The sequence below is a fragment of the Cupriavidus sp. H19C3 genome (assembly GCF_049393815.1).
GTDB lineage: Bacteria > Pseudomonadota > Gammaproteobacteria > Burkholderiales > Burkholderiaceae > Cupriavidus.
This window is the reverse complement of record NZ_CP184985.1, coordinates 843311-860968: the sequence shown is the minus strand read 5'-3', so window position 1 is coordinate 860968 and position 17658 is coordinate 843311. Positions and strand designations below refer to the sequence as shown.

The 17658-nt window shown below is 64.4% G+C and carries 13 protein-coding genes and 4 pseudogenes; 3 read left to right on the top strand and 14 right to left on the bottom strand.

Translation table 11 applies throughout. From position 1 onward, the window contains the following. Positions 1-38: 38 nt before the first annotated feature. The gene (locus DFLDMN_RS03885; protein WP_423197189.1) at positions 39-1718 is read left to right on the top strand and encodes a thiamine pyrophosphate-binding protein; all 1680 of its coding nucleotides are present in this window, start codon (positions 39-41) and stop codon (positions 1716-1718) included. A 182-nt stretch (positions 1719-1900) separates the two neighbouring features. Here the strand turns inward: DFLDMN_RS03885 and DFLDMN_RS03880 are convergent, their stop codons facing one another. The 7 genes and pseudogenes from DFLDMN_RS03880 to DFLDMN_RS03850 form a co-directional block, all read right to left on the bottom strand. Beyond that, positions 1901-2242, bottom strand: a complete 342-nt coding sequence (locus tag DFLDMN_RS03880; protein WP_423197188.1) for a hypothetical protein — start codon at positions 2240-2242, stop codon at positions 1901-1903. Positions 2243-2470: 228 nt separating this feature from the next. After that, positions 2471-3039: pseudogene (locus tag DFLDMN_RS03875) on the bottom strand (transposase); the annotation flags it as partial. A 123-nt stretch (positions 3040-3162) separates the two neighbouring features. Then, a complete protein-coding gene (locus DFLDMN_RS03870) occupies positions 3163-3504 on the bottom strand; it encodes a colicin immunity protein (protein WP_423197187.1) in 342 nt (113 codons plus the stop codon). Beyond that, positions 3495-3644: pseudogene (locus DFLDMN_RS03865) on the bottom strand (colicin E5-related ribonuclease); the annotation flags it as partial. The gene DFLDMN_RS03870 and the pseudogene DFLDMN_RS03865, both read right to left, overlap by 10 nt. A 52-nt stretch (positions 3645-3696) precedes the next feature. Continuing rightward, positions 3697-4895: pseudogene (locus DFLDMN_RS03860) on the bottom strand (IS3 family transposase). 795 nt (positions 4896-5690) lie between these two features. Continuing rightward, positions 5691-6440 (bottom strand): annotated as a pseudogene (locus tag DFLDMN_RS03855) (filamentous hemagglutinin N-terminal domain-containing protein); the annotation flags it as partial. A 219-nt stretch (positions 6441-6659) separates the two neighbouring features. Further along, positions 6660-8108: a PLP-dependent aminotransferase family protein gene (locus tag DFLDMN_RS03850; protein WP_423197186.1), complete on the bottom strand. Its 1449-nt coding sequence runs from the start codon at positions 8106-8108 to the stop codon at positions 6660-6662. A gap of 154 nt (positions 8109-8262) precedes the next feature. Between DFLDMN_RS03850 and DFLDMN_RS03845 the strand changes: the two genes are divergently transcribed. After that, positions 8263-8709: a carboxymuconolactone decarboxylase family protein gene (locus DFLDMN_RS03845; RefSeq protein ID WP_423197185.1), complete on the top strand. Its 447-nt coding sequence runs from the start codon at positions 8263-8265 to the stop codon at positions 8707-8709. Between the two features lie 123 nt (positions 8710-8832). Here DFLDMN_RS03845 and msrA read toward each other — a convergent pair whose 3' ends face one another. From msrA to DFLDMN_RS03825, 4 genes are all read right to left on the bottom strand, one after another. Further along, positions 8833-9345, bottom strand: a complete 513-nt coding sequence (msrA, locus tag DFLDMN_RS03840) for a peptide-methionine (S)-S-oxide reductase MsrA (RefSeq protein ID WP_423197184.1) — start codon at positions 9343-9345, stop codon at positions 8833-8835. After that, positions 9345-9791 (bottom strand): peptide-methionine (R)-S-oxide reductase MsrB, encoded by a 447-nt coding sequence (gene msrB / locus DFLDMN_RS03835; protein WP_423197183.1) that lies wholly within the window; start codon positions 9789-9791, stop codon positions 9345-9347. The genes msrA and msrB overlap by 1 nt, the downstream gene beginning before the upstream one ends. 245 nt (positions 9792-10036) lie before the next feature. Next, the gene (locus tag DFLDMN_RS03830) at positions 10037-11134 is read right to left on the bottom strand and encodes a porin (RefSeq protein ID WP_423197182.1); all 1098 of its coding nucleotides are present in this window, start codon (positions 11132-11134) and stop codon (positions 10037-10039) included. Positions 11135-11354: 220 nt separating this feature from the next. Further along, positions 11355-13472: an acetate--CoA ligase family protein gene (locus tag DFLDMN_RS03825; RefSeq protein ID WP_423197181.1), complete on the bottom strand. Its 2118-nt coding sequence runs from the start codon at positions 13470-13472 to the stop codon at positions 11355-11357. 229 nt (positions 13473-13701) lie between these two features. On the opposite strand from DFLDMN_RS03825, the gene DFLDMN_RS03820 reads away from it, so the two are divergent. Next, a complete protein-coding gene (locus tag DFLDMN_RS03820) occupies positions 13702-14970 on the top strand; it encodes an IS256 family transposase (RefSeq protein WP_025647994.1) in 1269 nt (422 codons plus the stop codon). On the opposite strand, the gene DFLDMN_RS03815 is transcribed toward DFLDMN_RS03820, so the two are convergent. Genes DFLDMN_RS03815 through DFLDMN_RS03805 form a run of 3 tightly spaced genes read right to left on the bottom strand, consistent with a single transcriptional unit; the run spans position 14922 to position 17658 of the window. After that, positions 14922-15314 carry a Zn-ribbon domain-containing OB-fold protein gene (locus DFLDMN_RS03815; RefSeq protein WP_423197180.1) on the bottom strand — a complete coding sequence of 131 codons (393 nt, stop codon included), beginning with the start codon at positions 15312-15314 and terminating at the stop codon, positions 14922-14924. The genes DFLDMN_RS03820 and DFLDMN_RS03815 overlap by 49 nt on opposite strands. Continuing rightward, a complete protein-coding gene (locus DFLDMN_RS03810; protein WP_423197179.1) occupies positions 15311-16453 on the bottom strand; it encodes a thiolase family protein in 1143 nt (380 codons plus the stop codon). Before DFLDMN_RS03810 ends, DFLDMN_RS03815 begins: the two co-directional genes overlap by 4 nt. Further along, a complete protein-coding gene (locus DFLDMN_RS03805; RefSeq protein WP_423198301.1) occupies positions 16450-17658 on the bottom strand; it encodes an ABC transporter substrate-binding protein in 1209 nt (402 codons plus the stop codon). Before DFLDMN_RS03805 ends, DFLDMN_RS03810 begins: the two co-directional genes overlap by 4 nt.

Genomic DNA, 17658 nt, shown 5'->3' with positions numbered 1-17658 from the left:
AGGTTTTCCGGTTTCCCGTCCTCATCGAATCTTCTGCCATGACCGCTCAGTCCACCCCCCAACCGGCTCGCACTGGCGGCCGCGTTCTTGTCGATCAGCTGCGTATCCACGGTACCGATCGCATCTTCTGCGTGCCGGGCGAGAGCTTTCTCGACGTGCTCGACGCCCTCCATGACCAGCCGAAAATCGATCTGGTGGTCTGCAAGCACGAAGGGGCGGCGGCCAATATGGCCGAGGCCGACGGCAAGCTGACCGGCCGTCCGGGCATCTGCTTCGTGACGCGCGGACCCGGTGCCACGCATGCCAGCATCGGCGTCCATATCGCCGCGCAGGATTCCACGCCGATGATCCTGTTTGTCGGGCAGATCGCCCGCGCGCACAAGGGACGGGAGGCCTTCCAGGAGGTCGATTACGCGGCGGTGTTCGGCAGCATGGCCAAGTGGGCGGCGGAGATCGACGATCCGGCACGCATCCCCGAGATGGTCGCGCGTGCGTTCCAGGTGGCTACCTCGGGCCGTCCCGGCCCGGTGGTGCTGGCACTGCCTGAAGATGTGCTCGACAACCTGTGCGAATGTGCCGATGCGGCGCCGTATCGCGCGGTGGCGGCCGCGCCCCGGGCTGACGACGCACGGGCGCTGGCCGATGCGCTTGCACAGGCGCGCCGCCCGCTGGTGATTGCGGGCGGGGCCAACTGGACGGAGGCGACCGTGCGGGACTTTGCCAGCTTCGTCAAGACGTGGGACCTGCCGGTGGCTTGCGCCTTCCGCCGCCAGGACGTGCTCGACAACCGCGATCCGCATTACGTGGGCCATCTGAGCCTGGGCGTGAGCCCCAAGCTGGCGGAACGCGTCAAGGGTGCGGACCTGATCATCGCGTTCGGCACGCGCCTGGGCGATATCGCCACCGATGGCTACACGCTGCTCAAAGCGCCGCGGCCCGAGCAGACGCTCGTGCATATCCATGCCGATAGCGCCGAGCTCGGCCGCGTCTATCAGGCCGCGCTGCCGATCCACGCCGGCGTGGAATCCGGGGCGGCGATGCTGGCCGCACTGCAGCCGGCCAATGCGCCCGCGTGGCATGCGTGGACGGCGGGCGCACGCGCCGAGCACGAAGCGTTCGTGTCGGTGCCGAAGCCGCATGCGGAACTGACGGGGGTGGATATGGCAGCCGCCATGTCGCACCTGAATACGGCCCTGCCCGAGGATGCCATCCTGAGCAACGGTGCCGGCAACTACACGGTCTGGCTGCACCGCTTTTATGCCTACAAGCGCGCCCGCACCGAGCTGGCGCCTACCTGTGGCGCGATGGGCTATGGGCTGCCCGCCGCCATTGCAGCCAAGCTGCGCGCGCCGGACAAGACGGTGGTGTGCCTGACTGGCGACGGTTGCTTCCTGATGTACCCGCAGGAGATCGCTACGGCGGCCGCGCACGGCGCCAACCTGATCGTGATCGTCGTCAACAACCGCATGTACGGCACCATCCGGATGCATCAGGAACGCCGCTATCCGGGCCGGCAGAGCGGCACGACCATCGCCAATCCCGATTTCATCGGCATGGCGACCGCGTGCGGTGCCTGGGCCGAGCGGGTCGAGCGGACCGAAGACTTCCCGGCGGCGCTGGCGCGCGCGCGGGCGGCAGGCAAGCCAGCCCTGATCGAGTTGATGACCGACCCGTTGCAGATCACGCCGGCCATGCGCGTGACAGACCTGCCGGCCTGAACCGGCCTGACCGGCGGCCTGAACCGGCCCGACCGGCGGCCTGAACCGGCCCGACCGGCGGCCTGAATCGGCCGGAAGCAGCCTGGATCCACCCGAAGCGCTTCGGCGCTCAGCCACTGGCCGCCGGAACTTTCTGATGGCGCGAGCGACGGCTAACGGCCGTCAGCGCCGCCACGCCCCACTCAGAACAACGAGCCCTGCAGGCGGCCTTCGGAACGGAGAGCCGTGCCCAGGCTCGTCGCGGCGGCATGCGCCGGTGCCGAGGGCGCGCTCAGGATCTGGCGGATCCTGGCCAGATAGCGCTCGCCCACCGCGCGGTGGCTTTTCGCGGCCTCGTCGCGGAACGCCCGGCGCGAGGGCGGCCGAATCCCCAGGCTGCGGCAAATCGTTGAAATATAAGGCTTTTGACCGTCAACGGCGACACGGCGCGCGACGCTTTGCAGGGCGGCATCGCCCACGCGCACGCGCAGCCAGCCCAGCACCTGGCGGTCGTATTCATTCTGTACACGGATCAGATGTTCCATCACAGGCCTCGATACTGTTCATTCATACAGTTACTGTGAATATATACAGTATCTGGCTTTTTTCAAGCCCTGTCTGTTGTGCCGCAGCATCGGAAACGGCCGAGCTGCGGCCGCCTACCGGTAATCCCCCCGCTTTTAACGCGGGGCGGAAGTAGAGACTATGCTGCGGCCAAGAGCCGCTGTTTTGGCGTCATGCCACCGATGCCCATGTTCGGGCGCTCATGATTGTTGCCTGCGCGGCTTGATGCGCAGGTTGAGTTCCAGCTCCCGGTAAATCCGGTAGACGCGCTTATGGTTCCAGCCGAAGCCCTTCACGTTGCGCAGATACAGGAAACTCAACCCGAATCCCCAGTTGCGGTGATTGTCGGTCAGTCGTAGCAGCCAATCTGCAATCTGCTCGTTCTCCGCATTGCGCTGACGCTCATAGCGGTAGCACGTCTGGCCTACGCCAAATGCCTCGCTGGCAAGCCGGATCGACACTCCCCGGCGTGCCACTGCGTCCCTGGCCATCTCGCGGCGGGTAGATGGCCTCAGTCTTTTTTTGCCAGCGCCTCAGCAACGATGTCGGCCTTGATCTTTTCCTCGACGTACATCTTGCGCAGCCGGGTATTCTCCGCCTCCAGCTCCTTCATCCGCGCCATCAGCGACACATCCATGCCGCCGTACTTCCCGCGCCAGTTATAGAAGGTAGCCGTGCTGATGCCCAGCTCGCGACAAATCTCCGGCACCGCCAGGCCCGACTCCGCGCGTTTGAGCGCCTCCATGATCTGGCTGTCCGTGAACTTCGACTTCTTCATCCGTAGAACTCCCTTTGCTGGAATATTCTACTTGCCGACCCGCTTATCCAGCGGGGGGATTACCCCGCGACTCAATACCCGGGTCGTCCGCACGGATCAACGGAAGCTTGGTCCTGTTTCCGTCTAACTTGCAAAGCGCAATGCCGTAATAACGAAAGTATCATGTTCCGACTTTTCTTCACTGATAAAGTCACGGGCAGCTCGATTATTGACCACAGCCTCATCACGACTCACCGGGGGGTCTGCGCCATCCCAGATACAGTCAATTCTTGCCTCAAATCCGGGATAGTGCCAAATCCCGCCCTCCACGCGCGTGACAAGGAGCCCACGTGCTTCCGCAGCGTTACAGATAGCCTCCGCCGCGCCCGCAGCCAGTTTCATAACTACGCTCCCGTCCAACTCGAAAAAGGCATCAGCCAATTCGTAGCGACGTTGTGGATCAATTTTCATTTTTCTTACTTCCATTTGATACGACTATCCGGGATCCAACCTGGATCATTCCTTCCGCTAACTTGTACAACCTCTCCCGTTCGATCATTGATAACTACATACCCGGTTTTTGAGCCATAAACAGATGCAGTGTCGTTTCGCGGCTGGCCGTCGGCCGTTTTCGAACCGGATGGAGTTGCCCCTGTACCTCAGGACACGCAGACACCGCTAGGTTGATGACACTGCAGTCCGTCTGAACTCGCGAGGTGAGCGATATTTCGGGGCTTTGTGCGGGTGGCGCGCATTGTAGTGTTCAAACGCAATGGCCAGGCGAGAGAGTGCCGTTGGCACGTCGGCCTTGTCCATATAGGCGACGTAGTTGTGCTTCATGGTCTTCACGAACGATTCGGCCATGCCATTGCTTTGCGGTGAACGTACCGGCGTAGTCAGCGGCTCCAGGCCCAGTTCGCGAGCGAAGCTGCGCGTGCGGTGGTCGATGTAGGCCGAGCCGTTGTCCGTAAGCCATTCGATGGGCTGCGGGGCATGCGTGGTGCCGAAGCGCTGTTCGACGGCAGCCAGCATGACGTCGCGCACCACGTCCCCGCTATGGCCGCCAGTCGTTGCCGCCCAGCTAATCGCTTCTCGGTCGCAGCAGTCCAGTGCGAAGGTCACGCGCAGCGGCGTGCCGTCGTCGCACCGGAACTCGAATCCGTCGGAGCACCAGCGGCTATTGCTCCTGTCCACGGCCACGCGGCCGTCGTGCCGCCGAGTGTCTCGGCGCACGCCGGGACGGCGCAGCAACAAATGATGCTCGCGCATGACCCGATACACGCGCTTGTGGTTGGTGCGCGGTGCGCCGACCAGCTCGCGAGTGCGGCGCAGCAGCGCCCAGATGCGCCGGTAGCCGTAGGTTGGCAGGTGCGCAACGTGGGCCTGGATTTCTTCGACCAGTTCCGTGTCGTCAGTCACTCTAGCGCTGCGACCATCTTGCCAATCGGACGGACGAACCCGTTTCACCGCCACACCGGAGCGCGCTACGCCGAGAACTTCGCAGACCGTTTTCAATGGTCGTCCCCCGGCAGCAAGGGCGAGCGCGCAATCAGGTTTTTTGAGCGGCCCCACTCAACAGCCTCCTTCAGGATCTCGACTTCCATCGTCTTCTTCCCAAGCAGGCGCTGCAGTTCCTTGATTTCCTTGATTGCGGCGGCCAACTCCGATGCCGGGACTACAGTTTCGCCAGCTTGCACCGCTGCCAGACTGCCTTCCTGGTATTACTTGCGCCAGCCGAACACCTGGTTCGGATTCACGCCGTGCCGCCGGGCCACGGCAGACACCGAGGCGCCAGGGGCCAGCGTCTCCTGCACGATAGCGACTTTTTCCTGCGCCGTGCGCCGACGACGGCGCTCCGGCTCGGTCAGAATTTCGATGGGTTCCACGTAATGACTAGGCTTACTGATAGGCACAAGACTATCCCTTATTTTAAGAGAGTCCTTGTGTCCTCAGATACGTGGGGCCGCTCCACAGAGTGGGAACTCATTCGCTCAGCGGAACACCAAGATGAGGCGAAGGGAAACGTAGGTCGTATAGGACCGAAGTAGTTTCATGCCTCTATTAATGCGCCACAGAAAATTCCTGCCGCTTCACGAAAACGCGTGTTCGTACGTTGTGTAGAACTTCTGCCGCCTGCCGGATTTCCTCCCATGCCTGACAATGAGCAAATTTTTTGTTTTAGATTCACCTAAAGCGGAACTAATAGCATCCAGAAGACATATTCGAGCGCCATCGACATCGATGGACCAACGTGGCTTGTTTCATGAACATGCGTCTTCGTCGGCGAGTACTCGAGGTAGAAACTCCGCGGCCCTCCGTTGGATTTCCTCCCACTCCTCTGACTGTAGAACGACAGGTTGTCCAGACGCGTAAACTGTGAACTGAAGCTCCTTAAAGTCGGTAACGCCGATCTCCATAAAAGGCTCCTGTTCTCCACGCATATAGACGCAAAGATACGGATAAACGAAGTTGATGTCGCCTACCTTTTCGAACACTAATCTGCTCATTATTGCATTCCTCTAAATCCGATGAACTCGCCTGCTGCCGTCCAGCTAGCCGCCCGCCCATCTGGCAAGGTGTATGTTACCCACCCATTAGGGTACCTTCCACCAGCCCCGGTAGTCTTCACGCCCCTTTCCAGAATTTCATTTACGGCCTTCGTAGCCAACTCATGCGGCATTGGCCTGCACCGCTCGTGCGATCAGATCGACCTGATCGGCGTTCGCGGCATTGAGTCCGTCGCCCTGGACCGTGATCCGGCCACCGGTGACGCGAAACGCGTCCAGACTGCCGCTGCCGCCATATACGGGCCCGCCGGTGGTGAGCGTGGCACGACTGGTATTGATGAAGCCAGCGCCATCCACCAAGATCCCGTTTGGGTTGGCCACGATCACTTCGCTGCGCGGACCCGCAACTTCCAGATATCCGCGCAACTGACTCGGCAGTGTGCTCGTTACCTGGTTGACGATGATCCTGGCAGAGCCCCCGGGGAGCAGATTGGGATTGCCGGTGATGTACCCCGCTGGCTGGGTGCTAGTAATGGTTGGAGCGTTATTGAGAATGACGCCCGCCTTCGGCACGTCGAACTGCGTGTAGGCGTTCGTAGATACTCTGGCGGCCGACGGTCGCGTGATATTGACCTGCTGCAGTCCATTGGCTGTCTGGTCAACTGTGGGCCGGTTTGCCCCCGCATTGGGGTCCGCCACCACCTGCGCCCAGCCAGCTGCCGGCATGCCCAGTGCCATCCAGATCGACATTACCAGGATCGGCAACACAAGGCGCGCGGTGTGCGTCGAGCCGGTCGGCAGCGGGGTCTCGATACCGCTGTTGCGCCCTTTGCCCTGGCTCGCGGCCGATTCCGGGACCGCCATGAGCGTGCGACGGTGCCGGTTGAAAACAACTCGATGGCAACAGCGGTTCATATTCTCGGTCAAGTGCAAGGTGCGGATTGGCGCGCACTTTAACCGATAATTTCAGTGTCAAGTGTTAATAAAACTCTGAATTTTTTTAATTCAAAAAATTAAGATTTATTCTATATACATCAAATGGTTCTGCATGGTGGCGCCTTTGCGCGAAGACAATCCAGCCCTCCCGCAGCCAAAGCCTTGGTGTGCAATATTTTCCGTTTTCCGAAGCGACCCCTACCGAGCGGTGCAATGGGATGCGACGATGGTTGCCAACTTGGCGCATGCAGTGCCGACGATGTCGGGGCCAAGGTTGGTCACGCTCAGTAGCAAGCCATGTTGCGCCTGGCTGGGACGAAAGTGCCAGGCGGAGAGGGCGGAGGGGGCAAGGCCGCTGGCACGGGCCAGGCGGACGAGCGCAATGTCGTCGGCGGTTGGTGGCAGCGGTGCGATCAGTCCCAGGCCTGCCGTCAGCGTGCCGGGCAGAAACGCGGTGACAATTGCCAGCGCGCGGCGTCTGCGTTCGGCGTACAGGGCCTTCATCTGGCGCAGGTGGCGCAGGAAGTGACCGTCCTCCAGAAACTCCGTGACTGCCAGTTGGGTGGTCCGGTTTGGCGCGGGAGCCCACACGGCGGCCACCTCGACCAGACGTTCCGTCAAGGCTCGCGGTGCGACGACGAAACCGAGGCCAAGCGCAGGACTGATCGTCTTGCTGAACGTGCCGATATGAATCACGCGCTCGGCGCCGTCGCCTGCGGCAAGGGCCGGCGCCGCCCGGCCATCGAGCTGCAGCTCGCCCAGATAGTCGTCCTCGATGATCCAGGCACCTCGCGTCGCCGCCCAGTCGAGCAGGGCGCGTCTACGTAACGGGGATAACGTGACGCCCAGCGGGGCGTGCTGACCAGGGCTCACCAGCGCCAGCAGCGCGTCCGGCGCACTGGCGATGCCGTCGGCCACGCGCAGCCCTTCGGCATCGACCGGCACCGGTTCGATCGCAACGCCCGCCAGTTCCAGCGCGCGCCGTGCCAGCGGATAGCCGGGCTCCTCGAGCCACGCCGTACGTCCGTGCGCGCGCAGCGCCGTCAGCGCGAGCATCAGGCCATGCCGGTACCCGCTGGTGACCACGATCTGATCGGGATGGCAGCGGAGATGTCGGCTGACGGCCAGGTGGCTCGCAATCTGCTCCCGCAACGCCGGCTCGCCGCGTGGGTCGGCGTAGGTGGTATAGGCGACGGCGTCGGCGCGAACGGCACGCGTGCGTATGCGGGCCCAAACCTTGGCGGGGAACGCGTCGTGGGCCGGTACGCCCATCTGGAAGGGTTGCGGCGCGCTCGAATAGGGGCGGGTGAAGCTGGCCAGCGGACCATCGAGTGGCACTTCGGGGTCGGCACGGCTTCGTGGTCGCTGAGGTGGTTGCGGTAGTTGCGCGCAGACGCGCGTGCCCGCGGACCCCGCGCCGAATACCAGGTTCTCGGCGCTCAGACGATCGTATGCCACGCGTATGGTGCCGCGCGCGACGCCAAGCTGCGCCGCGAGCACCCGGCCAGCCGGCAGGCGCCCCCCGGGGGCCAGGCGCCCGTCCAGGATTGCCTGGCGCAGGCTCGCATAGATCTGGTCGCCGATGGGCAATGCGGCGGTACGGTCCAGCCGGATGGAAAGCGCGGCAGGCGTTTGGGAGTCGGGCATCTTGGATCAGTCGTTTCGCCAGTTCTTGGGTCTGTCGAAGCCAATACTGGAGGCGTAACGTGTCGTTATGACATGAATCGCGCGCGGCGTCGATGCGGCGCCGGGCGCGTTCGCCGCCACCGTTCTCAAACTCGACGACAGGAAAGGACCCCAGATGGCACGCTTGAACTGGCAGGAGATCGCACCCGACGGCGCGAAGGCGCTTTTCGGCATCCACCATTACGTCACGAAGAAGACAAACCTGCCCGAGGCACTCGTCCACCTCGTCTTCCTCCGCGTCTCGCAGATCAACGGCTGCGCGCATTGTATCGACCTGCATAGCCGCGACCTGCGGGAAACCATGTCCATTGACAAGATCACATTGCTACCGGTGTGGGAAGAGGTGCCGCACTTGTTCTCCGACCAGGAACGCGCTGCGCTGGCATGGGCGGAGGAGGTAACGCGCGTGAGCGAAACGCATGCTTCGGACGAAGCTTACGCGGCCGCCGCGGCGGCATTTGCGCCAAAGGATCTGGTCGACCTCACGATCACGATTGCCGCGATGAACGCCTTCAATCGTCTTGGCGCCCCGTTCCGGGTCCCCGTTGCCGCGCAGGTCTGAATGCACTGGCCGATATGAGCGCAACGGCCGCATCGCGAACCTCACAGCGGAGCGCTCGGCGGCACAGCGCCGACGCCTTATCCGTAGTGGCCCGCGGCATGGCGCCGCGAGCCAACCGGTCGGCTACGCCGCGTTGCTTGTCCGGCGGGGCAACACCCACTCCGGACGGGCATAGTGGCACGTGTACCCGTTCGGGATACGTTCGAGATAATCCTGATGCTCGGGCTCGGCTTCCCAGAAATCGCCGACCGGCTCCACTTCGGTCACGACCTTGCCCGGCCACAGGCCCGACGCATCGACGTCCGCAATCGTGTCGAGCGCGATCGCCTTTTGCCGGTCGTCGGTGAAATAGATCGCCGAGCGATAGCTCATGCCACGATCGTTCCCCTGGCGGTTCAACGTCGTCGGATCGTGAATCTGGAAAAAGAACTCGAGCAGGCGGCGATACGTGATCTGCGCGGGGTCAAAGACGATCTCGATCGCCTCGGCATGGGTGCCATGATTGCGGTAGGTCGCGTTCGGCACGTCGCCACCGGTGTATCCCACCCGGGTCGAAACCACACCAGGCAGCTTGCGGATGAGGTCTTGCATCCCCCAGAAGCAACCGCCGGCAAGAACAGCGCGCTCAGTCGTCATCAGATGTCCTCCACTTGGTTGAGATATTCCTCGTATCCTTGCGCCGCCATGTCGGCGCGCGGCACAAACCGCAGCGAGGCCGAGTTGATGCAGTAACGCAGGCCGCCGCGATCGCGCGGCCCGTCGGGAAATACGTGGCCGAGATGGCTGTCGCCGTGCTTCGAGCGCACTTCCGTGCGGATCATGCCATAGCTGGTGTCGCGCAGCTCGGTCACATACGCCGGTTCGATCGGCTTGGTGAAGCTCGGCCATCCGCAGCCCGAGTCGAACTTGTCCGAGGAGGCGAAAAGCGGCTCGCCGGAGACGATGTCGACATAGATGCCCGGCTCCTTGTTGTGCAGAAGCGCCCCGGTGCCTGCACGTTCGGTTCCGCTCTCCTGCGTCACCCGATATTCCTCGGGCGACAGCCTGGCAAGCGCGGCGCTCGTCTTCTCGTACGTTTTCATCGATGACTCCTGTAGGTACCTGTCCCAGGATGGGCATTCGGCCTGACGGTGACGGGTAGGTGCGGGCAAAAGTCAGATTATCAACCGGCTCTTCGCGTGCTCCCGGGCCGCTCGCCAGGCGTCATGGTTTCATGCCAGATTGCTGCGTACAAAAGGCTACGAACGGCTTTCGCGCCTTGCCGGCGAAAAAAAGCCCACCATGCGGCGGGCCCAATGTTCAACGAAGGGAAAACGTTGCGTGCCGGTCAGAAGCGATGGCGGATGCCGATCACCGCGCCGAACTGGTTCTGCCCCGCGCCCACCTGTTCCGACGTGTTCACGAAGGTGGTGGCCGACGGGTTCAGTGACGGGCCGAAACCAGTCAGGCTCAGGTTGGAACCTTCCCGGTTGCGCGTGAAGCCAAGCACCGTATAGACGTCGGTGCGCTTGGAGAAGGCGTAGTTGCCAGACAGCACAAAGCTGTACGGATCGCCACCGCTATTGCGCACGTCGGTGTAGTAGGCCACGCCGGTCACGGAGATCACCGGGGTGAGCTGATACTGCATGCCGGCCCAGTACAGATTGGTGCGCAGCGAACTGGTCGTGAAGTCGCCGTAGTACCAGCGATAGCCGACAAAGGCCTTGGCCGGGCCGAACGCATAGGTACCAGCGATCATGGCGCGACGTTCGCGGTTGTCGTCGGTGGCCAGCGTGCTGCCATGCAGGTCGTCATACACCACGCGCAACGCCAGCGGTCCCGCCGCGTACCCGACCGCGCCGCTCATTTCGCGGCCCGCCTTGTAGTCGCCCGGAATTTCGCCGCCCGCGCTGCTGTCGTAGCCGGTGCTGTACAGCAGCCCGTAGTAGACGCCGCCGGTCTGGCCGAAGAACTTGACCGAGTTGTCGGTACGGCTGGACATCCAGCGATCGTGCATCAGCAGCGAGTAGCGCGTGGCGATGCTCATCGGGTCGAAGGCGGACGAGAAGTCGTAGACCAGATTCTGGTGACGGCCCAGGCTCAGCGTCCCGAACCGGTTCTGCAGACCGACGTAGGCCTGGCGTCCGAACAGGCGTCCGCCCTGGTTGGCAACTCCGGTATCGAGGTCGAAGCCGTTCTCGAGCTGGAAGACTGCCGCCAGACCGCTGCCGAGATCCTCGCGGCCACGCAGCCCCCAGCGGGACGTCGAGAGGTTGCCCGCGGACATGCGCACGACCGAAGCGCTGCTGTTGTTGGCGCGGGGCAGGTGGTTGATGTACTCGATGCCGTCGTCGACGACACCGTAGAGGGTGATACCGCTTCCCTGGGCGGAAGCGACCACCGGCAGCATGGACAGTGCCGCCAGGCAGGCATGATGGGCTTTCATTTTGTGGGGATCCTTGTTGTGCAGCCTCGCACGTCCTCATACGTCTACATCTGCCGTTGACATATCAAACATCCGGACATATGGCTCGGAACACGCGGGCCGCCTAATGTACTGGCAGGTAAGTCACGCACATAGTCCACTTCTGCTGACAGTGTGTTCCAGTCCATGAACAATAGAAGCCCTTGTGCTGCTTCACTGCAACCCCCACATCGCGACCCGTTCAGTCTCTGACTTCGATCAGCGCGTCCACGACCACCGCACCATCGGCGCCCGCCATCACCGGATTCAGGTCGACCGAGACGATCTCGCCGGCAGCATCGTGCACCATGCGACCCACCCTCGCGGCCAGCGCACAGAGCGCCGCCATGTCGACCGCGGGCTCGCCGCGCACGCCGGCAAGCAATGGTGCGATGCGCAATTTCGACAGCGCCTGCGCGATTGCCGCTTCGCTGGCGGGGGCCAGCAATAGCGCGGTATCGCGCAGGACCTCGACGTACTTGCCGCCATCGCCAACCAGCAGCACGGCCCCGAAAACCGGGTCCCAATGCGCGCCCACCATGAGTTCGCGCTGTGCGCGTGTCATGCGTGCCACGATCACGCCTTCGCAGGAAGCGTGCATTTGCGCAAGCGTCCGGGTCTGCGCGGCAAACGCCTGGGCGATGGTATCGGCATCGTTGCAATGCAACATCACCAGGCCGTGTTCGCTCTTGTGCGGGACCTGCGGCGAACTGGCCTTGACGGCCACCGGTGCGCCGATGCGACGCCAGGCAGCGACGGCATCGTCGGCACTCTGGCATAAGGTATGGTCGACCACGTTGACACCGGCAGCCGCCAGACGCGCGAGACTGGCGGCCTCGGACAGTGTGCGGCTGGTAACACCGGCGCGAACCTGCCGTTGCTCGCGCGCGACATCGGGCGGGTCGGCCGCAAGGGCGCGCAGCAGTTCCTGGTGACCGGTCAGTTGCCGGAATGCCGCGAGGGCGTCGGCGGCATTGGCAAAGGTCGGCACCTGGGCCGCTCGGAACACGCTGGCCACCGACTCCTGCCAGGCGGCCACGGCGATCGGCTTGCCCGCCGTATCGGCAAAGTGGGCGGCATCGCGCGCAAAGCGCGGCACGTCGTAGCCCATGCCGGCGACGGGGATATCGAGCAGGAACAGATCGGCCGCGGGATCGGCGGCAACCACCGGCAGTACATCGCCGAACAGCGCGCTGTTGGTCAGCAGCGCGGCGGTCACGTCCACCGGGTTGGCGGTGGCGGCAAAACCCGGCAGGCGCCCGGCCAGCGCGGCCTGGGTCTGGTCGGCCAGCGGTGCCATCGACAGACCGAGCGTATCGGCGGCATCGGCGGCCATGACACAGCTCGCGCCCGAATTGCTGACCACCACCAGGCGACGCCCGCCAGGCTGCCAGCCACGCAGGTACAGCGGCGCGCAACGCGCCAGCGCATGCGCGTCGTCGGCGCGCCAGATGCCGTGCCGCGCCAGGAATGCGTCCACCGCGCGATCCTCGCTGGCCATCGCGCCGGTATGCGAAGCCGCGGCCCGCTGGCCGGCACCGGTGCGGCCGGCCTTGACCGCCACCACCGGTACGCCGCGTGCCCGCGCCACCGCGGCGGCCTGCGCCAGCATGTCGGGATCGGACAGGCTCTCGAGATAGAGCAGCAGCAGCTTGACGTCGGGGTCGTGCGCCACCGCCAGCGCCAGTTCGCTCACGGTCACATCGGCCTGGTTGCCCGTGGCATGCACGTGCCGCACGCCGATACCCTGGCCGCGCAACAGGCCATACACCATCGCCGCCATGCCGCCGCTCTGGCTGACCACCGCTACCGGGCCGTCCTGCGGCGGCACCTCGATAAACATCGTCGAGAAACTCGCCACCGCGCCGTTGCCGAAGTTGGCCAGGCCCTGACTGTTGGGCCCGATGATGCGAAGGTTGCCGGCCCGGGCGATACGCACCATGTCATCCTGCTGGCGCTTGCCTTCCTCGCCCGCCTCGCCAAAACCGGAAGCGATCACGATGGCCGACGCCACGCCCAGCCGCGCGCAGTCGCGCACCGCCTGCACCGCCGCTTCGCCGGCAACGACCACGATGGCGAGCTCCGGCAACGCCGGCAGCGCATCGAGCGACGGATAGGCGGTCAGCCCCTGGATGGTTTCGCGCTGCGGATTGACGGGATAGATGGTGCCGGCATAGCCGTGCTGGCGCATGTAGTAGATGGGCCGGCCACCGATCTTGTGAATGTTGTCCGAGGCGCCGATCACGGCGATGGAGGCCGGGGCGAGCAGTGCGTTCAGGTGCGAGGAGGGGGTGGAGGTGGGGGTGGAGGTGGCGTTCATGGCAATTCGACAGGTTGATGCCCTCTCCGCCGCGCGAGCAGCGTGCGGACAGGGCTGAAGCGAGAGGAGCGGACGAGGGTGGCTCAGGCGCGGCGGAACCGCAGCAGCGTCCCGTCGCCAAACGGCAGGAAGCCGGCGCAGACGTGGTCGCCGATGCGCACGCCGGGCTCGGGGCCTGTCAGATTTTTAGTGTGCCGAGGCCATGAGACGATAACGGAAATAACGTCCTATGACCGATGCAACCGTGACCAAGAAGAGCAAGAACCCGAAGGCGCCGAAGCTGTTCCCCGATGAGCTGATCGATCAACTGCTTGCCCAGGTGCAGAGCAAGGATGCCGAGTCGATCCTGGGCGAATCGGGCTTGGCCGGCCAGCTCAAGAAGCAACTGGCCGAGCGCATGCTCGCGGCCGAGTTGAGCCACCATCTGGAAACCGAGGCCGAGCAAGGCAAGGCGGGCAACCACCGCAACGGCACAAGCCGCAAGACGGTCCTCACGCCCAACGGCGAACTGACGCTGGATATTCCACGCGATCGGCAGGCGACGTTCGAGCCGCAGTTGGTCGGCAAGTATCAACGCCGGCTGCCGGGCTTCGACGACCACGTCATCAGCATGTATGCGCGCGGCATGAGCGTGCGCGAGATTCAGGGCCATCTGCTGGAACTGTACGGGCTGCAGGTGTCGCCCGATCTGATTTCCACGGTCACCGACGAGGTGCTGGCCGACGTCGAGCAATGGCAGCAACGCCCGCTCGAGGCCATGTATCCGATCGTGTACTTTGACGCGCTGCGGCTGAAGATCCGCGACGAAGGCACGGTCAAGAACAAGGCGGTCTATCTGGCGTTGGGCATCCGCGCCGACGGCCGCAAGGAAGTGCTGGGTTTGTGGATCGAGCAAACGGAAGGCGCCAAGTTCTGGCTGAAGGTCTTCAACGAGTTGAAGAACCGCGGCTTGCACGACATCCTGATCGCGGTGGTCGATGGTTTGCGCGGCTTCCCCGAAGCGATCGAGGCGGTCTATCCGGCCGCCCAAATCCAGACCTGCATCGTGCATCTGATCCGCAATTCGCTGAATCTGGCGAGCTGGAAGGACCGCAAGTCGCTGGCTGCCGCGATCAAGCCGATCTATCAGGCCGCCACGGCCGAGGCGGCGGCAGCGGCGCTCGACGCCTTTGCGCAGAGCGAGTGGGGGCGCAAATTCCCTACCGTCGCGGCCATGTGGCAGCGCCAATGGGAACAGGTGATCCCCTTCTTCGCCTATCCGCCCGAGGTGCGTCGAATCGTATATACGACGAACGCCATCGAGAGCATGCACATGCAGTTGCGCAAGATCGTCAAGAACCGCGGCCACTTCCCGAGCGACGAAGCCGCCAGCAAACTGCTGTTTCTGGCCTTGCGCAACATCGAAAAGGATTGGAAGATGCCGCCTATCACCTGGCGGCAAGCAGTCAATCAGTTCGCCATTCTGTTCGGCGAGCGATTCACCGCCGCCATCAGCTGAGATCTTTTAACCGACCTCAGCACACGAAATTCCTGACACGTCCCGGGCTCGGCATGGCCCATCACGCGCGGGCCTTCGTCGAGCGCTGCCACCACGAGCGTGTACGGCGCCAGTTCACGGAAGGCATCGGTCGGCGCGCGCGTGACTTCGGTAACGGCATAGACCGTGGCATGGCCGCTCGCGTCCTGCCAGCGCAATGCCGCGCTCCCGCAGGTATGGCAGGCCAGCCGCACGCCCGGTTGCCACGCGCCGCAGTGGTCGCAACATTGATAACGCACTACGCCGGCGGCCAGACCTTCCAGATAAGGACTGCCGGTCTGGCGGCTGTTGGTTTGACTCGTCATGCGGCCTCCAGGATCAGACTCACGTGCGACGACAGCACGCCGCCATCGGCATGAAACAGCGCGCGCCGGCGCGCCAACGCCAGTTGCCTCGCACCCGCGCGTCCCGCCAGCTGGCGGCTGGCTTCCGCCAGGTGCATCAGGCCACCAGCCACGCCAGAGTGACCAAAGGCGAGCAGCCCGCCATGCGTGTTCAGGGGCAGGGCGCCGTCGCGGCCGAAGTCTCCCGCGCGCAGGCGGCCGGCAGCGCCGCCACGCGGCGCGACGCCAAGCTCTTCCAGCAGCATGACCAGCGTGATGGTGAACGAGTCGTAGATCGCCAGCAGATCCACATCGCCCACACCGCAGCCCGCCTCCGCCAGGGCGCGCGCGGCGGACTCGGCAGCGCCGGTATCCATCACGTCCAGCAGCGCGCACAGGTGCTGGTGGCGATGCGCCTGTCCGGCGCCCGCGATGCGTACCGGCGCGCCGCGGCCGGGTTCGGCAGACACCACCACGGCCACGGCACCGTCCGAGATCGGGCAGCAGTCGGACAACCGCAGCGGCGCCGCGATGGCACGCGCGGCGCGCGCCTCGGCCAGCGTCATCGGCTCGCGCAGGTGCGCATCGGGATGCCCCTGCGCATGGCTGCGCATCAGCACCGCGAAATCCGACAGCGCGTCGGCGTCGAGCCCGGTCTCGTGCAGATAGCGCGAAGCCAGCAGCGCGTAGTACGCCGGCACCGAGGCACCGTTGGGGACCTCGATGGCCGGATCGCCGACCTGCGCCAGCGTCTGCACCGACTGGTCGCGGCTCTGTCCGGAGAGGCGGTTCTCGCCGGCCACCACCAGGACGTTGCGGCAGCGCCCCACACGGACCAGGTCGTGCGCCAGCATCGCCATCAGCCCGCCGGTGGCGCCGCCGCCGGCCATGCCATGGGCATAGGCCGGAGACAGCGAGGCCGCCTCGCAGAACAGGTCGGCCAGCATCAGGTGCGGCAGCGTGGTGGCATAACCGCACAGCACACCGTCCACCTCGTCGCGGCGCAGGCCGGCTTCCGCCAGCGCGCCTTCCGCGGCCTGCGCCATCAGGGTCAACGGGGTACTGCCGGGCAGCCGGCCGAAGGGCGTGTTACCCACGCCGCGTATGTAGCTCAGGGTCATTTCTTCATCAACGGGCATTGCGATCTGGACGGCGGCATAAACGCCTGGTCGCCGGGGACGGTGGCGAGCACCTTGTAGTAGTCCCACGGATACTTCGATTCCGACGGCGCCTTCACCTCGAACAGGTACATGTCGTGGATCATGCGACCATCCTCGCGAATGCGGCCGTTCTTCGCGAAGAAGTCGTTGATCGGCAGCGTCTTCATCTGCTTCATCACGGCCGCGGTCTCGTCCGTACCGGCCGCCTGCACCGACTTGAGGTAGTGCGTCACCGACGAATAAACGCCGGCCTGGCTCATGTTCGGCATCTTCTTGACCTTCTCGAAGTACCGGCGCGACCACGCGCGGGTGGCATCGTTCATGTCCCAGTAGAACGCCTCGGTCAGCACCAGGCCCTGCGCGGTCTTGAGTCCGATCGCGTGGATATCGTTGATGTAGAGCAGCAGGCCCGCCATGCGCTGCGCGCCGTTGCGGGTCAGACCGAACTCCGAGGCGGCCTTGATGGCATTGACGGTGTCGCCGCCCGCGTTGGCCAGGCCGATCACCTGCGCCTTGCTGGCCTGCGCCTGCAGCAGGTACGAGGCAAAGTCGCTCGCGCCGATCGGATGCCGTGCCGCGCCCAGCACGGTACCGCCGGCTTCCTGCACGACCGTGGTGGCCGACTGCTGCAAGGTATGGCCAAAGGCATAGTCGGCGGTCAGGAAGAACCAGGTCTTGCCGCCGCGCTGCACCATGGCCTTGGCGGTGGTGTTGGCAAGTGCGTAGGTGTCGTACGCATAGTGGACCGAGACCGGCGTGCACAGGTCGTTGGTGATGCGCTCGCTGCCGGGGCCCGAGAACACCACGATCCTGTTCTTCTGCTTCGCCACATCGAGCACGGCCAGGGCCGGCGCCGACGCGGCGACGTCGAGGATGGCGTCGACATGGCCGGTGTCGAACCACTCGCGCGCCTTGCTGGCGGCGATATCGGCCTTGTTCTGGTGATCGACCACCACGAGCTCGATCTTCTTGCCCAGCACCTTGCCGCCAAAGTCGTCGATGGCCATCTGCGCGGCGGCCGCGCTGCCGGGACCGGTCACGTCGGCGTAGAGCCCGCTCATGTCGAGCAGCAGGCCCATCTTCACCACATCGTCGGAAATGCCGGGCCTGGCCTGCGCGCCGGCCGGACCCGCGCTCAATGCGACGAGCGCGCCGATGGCGGTCAT

Excerpts from the sequence above, each read along its gene's own strand:
- DFLDMN_RS03885 (WP_423197189.1), top strand. The coding sequence starts at position 39 with ATGACCGCTCAGTCCACCCCCCAACCGGCTCGCACTGGCGGCCGCGTT.
- DFLDMN_RS03880 (WP_423197188.1), bottom strand. The coding sequence starts at position 2,242 with ATGGAACATCTGATCCGTGTACAGAATGAATACGACCGCCAGGTGCTG.
- DFLDMN_RS03870 (WP_423197187.1), bottom strand. The coding sequence starts at position 3,504 with ATGGAAGTAAGAAAAATGAAAATTGATCCACAACGTCGCTACGAATTG.
- DFLDMN_RS03850 (WP_423197186.1), bottom strand. The coding sequence starts at position 8,108 with ATGCCCGACTCCCAAACGCCTGCCGCGCTTTCCATCCGGCTGGACCGT.
- DFLDMN_RS03845 (WP_423197185.1), top strand. The coding sequence starts at position 8,263 with ATGGCACGCTTGAACTGGCAGGAGATCGCACCCGACGGCGCGAAGGCG.
- msrA (WP_423197184.1), bottom strand. The coding sequence starts at position 9,345 with ATGACGACTGAGCGCGCTGTTCTTGCCGGCGGTTGCTTCTGGGGGATG.
- msrB (WP_423197183.1), bottom strand. The coding sequence starts at position 9,791 with ATGAAAACGTACGAGAAGACGAGCGCCGCGCTTGCCAGGCTGTCGCCC.
- DFLDMN_RS03830 (WP_423197182.1), bottom strand. The coding sequence starts at position 11,134 with ATGAAAGCCCATCATGCCTGCCTGGCGGCACTGTCCATGCTGCCGGTG.
- DFLDMN_RS03825 (WP_423197181.1), bottom strand. The coding sequence starts at position 13,472 with ATGAACGCCACCTCCACCCCCACCTCCACCCCCTCCTCGCACCTGAAC.
- DFLDMN_RS03820 (WP_025647994.1), top strand. The coding sequence starts at position 13,702 with ATGACCGATGCAACCGTGACCAAGAAGAGCAAGAACCCGAAGGCGCCG.
- DFLDMN_RS03815 (WP_423197180.1), bottom strand. The coding sequence starts at position 15,314 with ATGACGAGTCAAACCAACAGCCGCCAGACCGGCAGTCCTTATCTGGAA.
- DFLDMN_RS03810 (WP_423197179.1), bottom strand. The coding sequence starts at position 16,453 with ATGACCCTGAGCTACATACGCGGCGTGGGTAACACGCCCTTCGGCCGG.
- DFLDMN_RS03805 (WP_423198301.1), bottom strand. The coding sequence starts at position 17,658 with ATGACCGCCATCGGCGCGCTCGTCGCATTGAGCGCGGGTCCGGCCGGC.